At 68.3% G+C, this 3439-nt stretch carries 2 protein-coding genes; both read right to left on the bottom strand.

Annotated elements, in window-relative coordinates; all coding sequences use genetic code 11:
• Nucleotides 1-762, bottom strand: a 762-nt coding sequence (locus AC3EVP_RS36740; protein ID WP_435138094.1) for a beta-ketoacyl synthase N-terminal-like domain-containing protein, incomplete at its 3' end; no start/stop codon positions are given.
• A gap of 27 nt (nucleotides 763-789) precedes the next feature.
• On the bottom strand, nucleotides 790-3439 hold a 2650-nt coding region (locus AC3EVP_RS36735; protein ID WP_435138091.1), incomplete at its 5' end, for a type I polyketide synthase.

Here is a 3439-nt window from a genome sequence, read left to right as displayed (position 1 = left end):
GCACCGCCCATCAGCAGCCAACCCCCGCTGCCGCGCAAACTCAGCGAACACTCCCAAAGCAGCCATCACCGTAACCCCGCCGGCCAACGCCAGCGAGCACTCACCCGACCGCAACGCCTGCGCCGCCAGGTGAATCGCCGTCAACGACGACGAACACGCCGTATCGATCGAAACCGCAGGACCCTGCAATCCGAGGCAGTACGCCACCCGACCCGACGCCACACTCGCCGTCGTACCCGTCCTCGCGTACCCATTCCCGTCGTCCTGCTCCCCGGCCCGATACCCCGAGGCGGCGATTCCGGCGTAGACGCCTGTGTCGGTCCCCTTCAGCGAACCCGGAGCAATCCCCGCGTCCTCCAACGCCTCCCAGCACGTCTCCAAGAGCAGCCGCTGCTGCGGGTCCATCCCCAACGCCTCACGCGGACTGATCCCGAAGAACTCCGCATCGAAATCGCCCGCATCACCTACGAACCCGCCCACCCGGGCGTAATCCTGACTCCCATCATCGGGATCGAAGACACCCGAACCCTCCAGATCCCAACCACGGTCGCCAGGGAACCCCGACATCGCATCGGTCCCCCCGGCAACCAACCGCCAGAAACCCTCCGGATCCTCCACCCCACCCGGGAACCGACAACCCATCCCCACGATTGCCACCGGCTCCTGCTCGCGTTCCTCCAGCTTTCGCAGGCGATTGCGCGTCTGGACGAGCTCGGCCGACGTCTTCTTCAGATAGTCGAAAAGTTTTTCCTGGCTTTCCATCAATGGACCCCCTCGTCGATTCGGCAATCAGTTTTCATCTGATGGCGACTCATGGAATCTGAATTCTTTGTCAAGGAAGTCAAATACCTCATCGGGAGTCGCCGAATCAAACGTGGAGGACTCATCGGATTCCGACCGAGAATCTCCCTGCACCTCTACCCATCTCGACAGCATTCCGCGCAGGATTCTCGTAATATCGTCGGGCTTCTCACAGCTTCCCGCCATCTTCAGAAGATTGGATTCGACCTGGTTGAGCTCGCCGATCATTGTCGCCATTCCTTTTTCGCCATCGGCAAATATTCCCGGCCGCAGGTGACGGGCGAGCTCAACCGGTGTCGGATGGTCAAAGACGAGAGTCGCGGGAAGAGTGAGGCCGGTCTCGGTGGCGAGCCGGTTGCGCAGCTCCAGTGCGGTCAGCGAATCGATCCCCATGTCGCGGAACGCCCGCTGAGGGTCGAGCTCCGCCGGGCTGGCATGACCCAGCACCACCGCCGTAGCGGTCCGGACGACCCGCAGGACCTCCTCCTCACGATCGGCCGGGCCGAGTTCGGCCAGCCGCGCGGCTAGCCCGCCTCCACCCGCGGCTGCCGCGGCAGCGACAGGACGACCCGGGGCACCCGCCGTCAGACCACTCAACAACGGTGAAGGCGAAACACCCGGACGAGACAGCGCGGCCAAGTCCAAACGGGCCGGCACCACCAACGGCACGTCCCACGCGACCGCGGCGTCGAACAGGGCCAGACCCTGGACGGTCGACATCGGCTCGATGCCGCCGCGGCGCAGACGGGACAGGCCCGCACCCTCCAGTTGCTCGGTCATCTCCGAGGTCTGTTCCCACAGGCCCCACGCCAGCGACTGACCGGCAAGGTGACGTTCCTGGCGATAGACGGCCAGGGCGTCCAGGAACGCGTTCGCCGCGGCATAGCTACCTTGCCCCGGATTGCCCAGGATGGCTGCGGCCGAGGAGTACAGCACGAACCCGGCCAGTCCCATGTCCTCGGTCAGCTCGTGCAGGTTCCAGGCAGCGTCAACCTTCGCCGACAGCACCGGTGCCATCCGCTGCGGTGTCAACGACTCCACGGTGCCGTCGTCGATCACGCCGGCTGCGTGCAGCACCGCCGTCAGCGGCCGGTCGACTGCGATCTTGGCCAGGACCGTGGCGAGGGCGTCACGGTCGGCGGCATCGCCGGCCTCCACCCGGACGTCCGCGCCCAGCTCAGCCAACTCCGCGACCAGACGCGCCGCGCCCGGTGCGGCCGGGCCGCGTCGCGACAACAACACCAGATGCCGTATGCCACGCACGGTGACCAAGTGCCGGGCCAACTCCCCACCCAACGTCCCCGTCCCACCCGTGACCAGCACGGTGCCCTGCGGGTCCCACTCGGCGGGCGCGGCTCCGGGCTCCTTCGTCACGCCCCGGGCCAGCCGACGCCCGAACACCGCCACACCGCTGCCGCCGTCGGCTGCGGGACTGATGCGGATCTCCGGCTCGTCAGCACCCAGTGCCAGGGCCATGACGGTGTCCACGTCAGCGTCCCGGGTCGGGTCCAGGTCGGTGGCCGGGTCGACGTCGACCAGCAGCACACGCCCCGGGTGCTCCGACTGCGCCGAACGCACCAGGCCCACGACCGCGGCACCGGCCAGGTCCTGCCCGGTGGCTGCGCCCTGGGTCCAGACCACCAACCGCGCGTTGTCCGTCTCGGGATCGGCCAGCCACTGCTGCACCCAACCCAACACCGTCACAGCAGCCTGGTGGGCCGCCTGCGGCTCCGACATCCCGAACGGGGTGGTCGGCGCCGGGGCGACCACCACCGGCGCCAGCTCGGACCCGACCGACTCGCCATGCCGCACCCACTGCACCGCGACGGTGTCAGGGGTCTGCGGCACCATCAGTGGGACCCAGTCCACTGTGAACAACGACTGCCTGGCCGCCCGACCCGACCCGCCCAGTTGCCCTGGTGCAACCTCCCGGAGCACCAACGATCGTGCTTGCAGAACGGGTTCACCAACAGCGTCGAACGCGGTGACCGAGACCCCACCGGACCCGGGTGTCAGCACCACCCGCAGGTGGCGGGCACCGCCCGCCAGCAAACGCACCCCCGACCACGCGAACGGCAACCCCGTCGCCCCACCGTTGTCGCTGCCACTGCTGGAACTGCTGGCAGTGATGAGGGCGTGCAGCGCGGCATCGAGGAGGGCAGGGTGCAGGCCGAACCCGGCAACGTCATCTTCGACGGCCTCAGGCAGCTCCGCCTCGGCGTAGACGGTGTCCCCGGCACGCCATGCCTGGCGCATCCCCTGGAACGCCGGACCGTAACCGTAACCCTGCCGAGCCAGCCTCTCGTAGGCGTCGTCAACCGGAACCGACACCGCACCCGCCGGCGGCCACACGGACAGTGGCGCGGGGACCGGCTCGCCATCGGCCGGGGCCAACACACCGACGGCGTTCCGCACCCATTCGCCCTCCCCCTCACGGGAAGAGACCGTTACGGTTCGCCGGCCGCTGTCGCCATCGCTGTCGCCCACGTGGACCTGGACCTGCACGCCGCCATGTTCCGGCAGGACCAGAGGCTCCTGGAGCGTCAACTCCTCCAGGACACCGCACCCCGCCAGATCGCCGGCGTGGACGGCCAGGTCCACGAACGCCGTCCCCGGCAACAGGACGGTGCCGTGGACC

Source organism: Actinacidiphila sp. bgisy144 (assembly GCF_057708105.1).
This window is presented reverse-complemented; position numbering and strand designations above follow the sequence as displayed.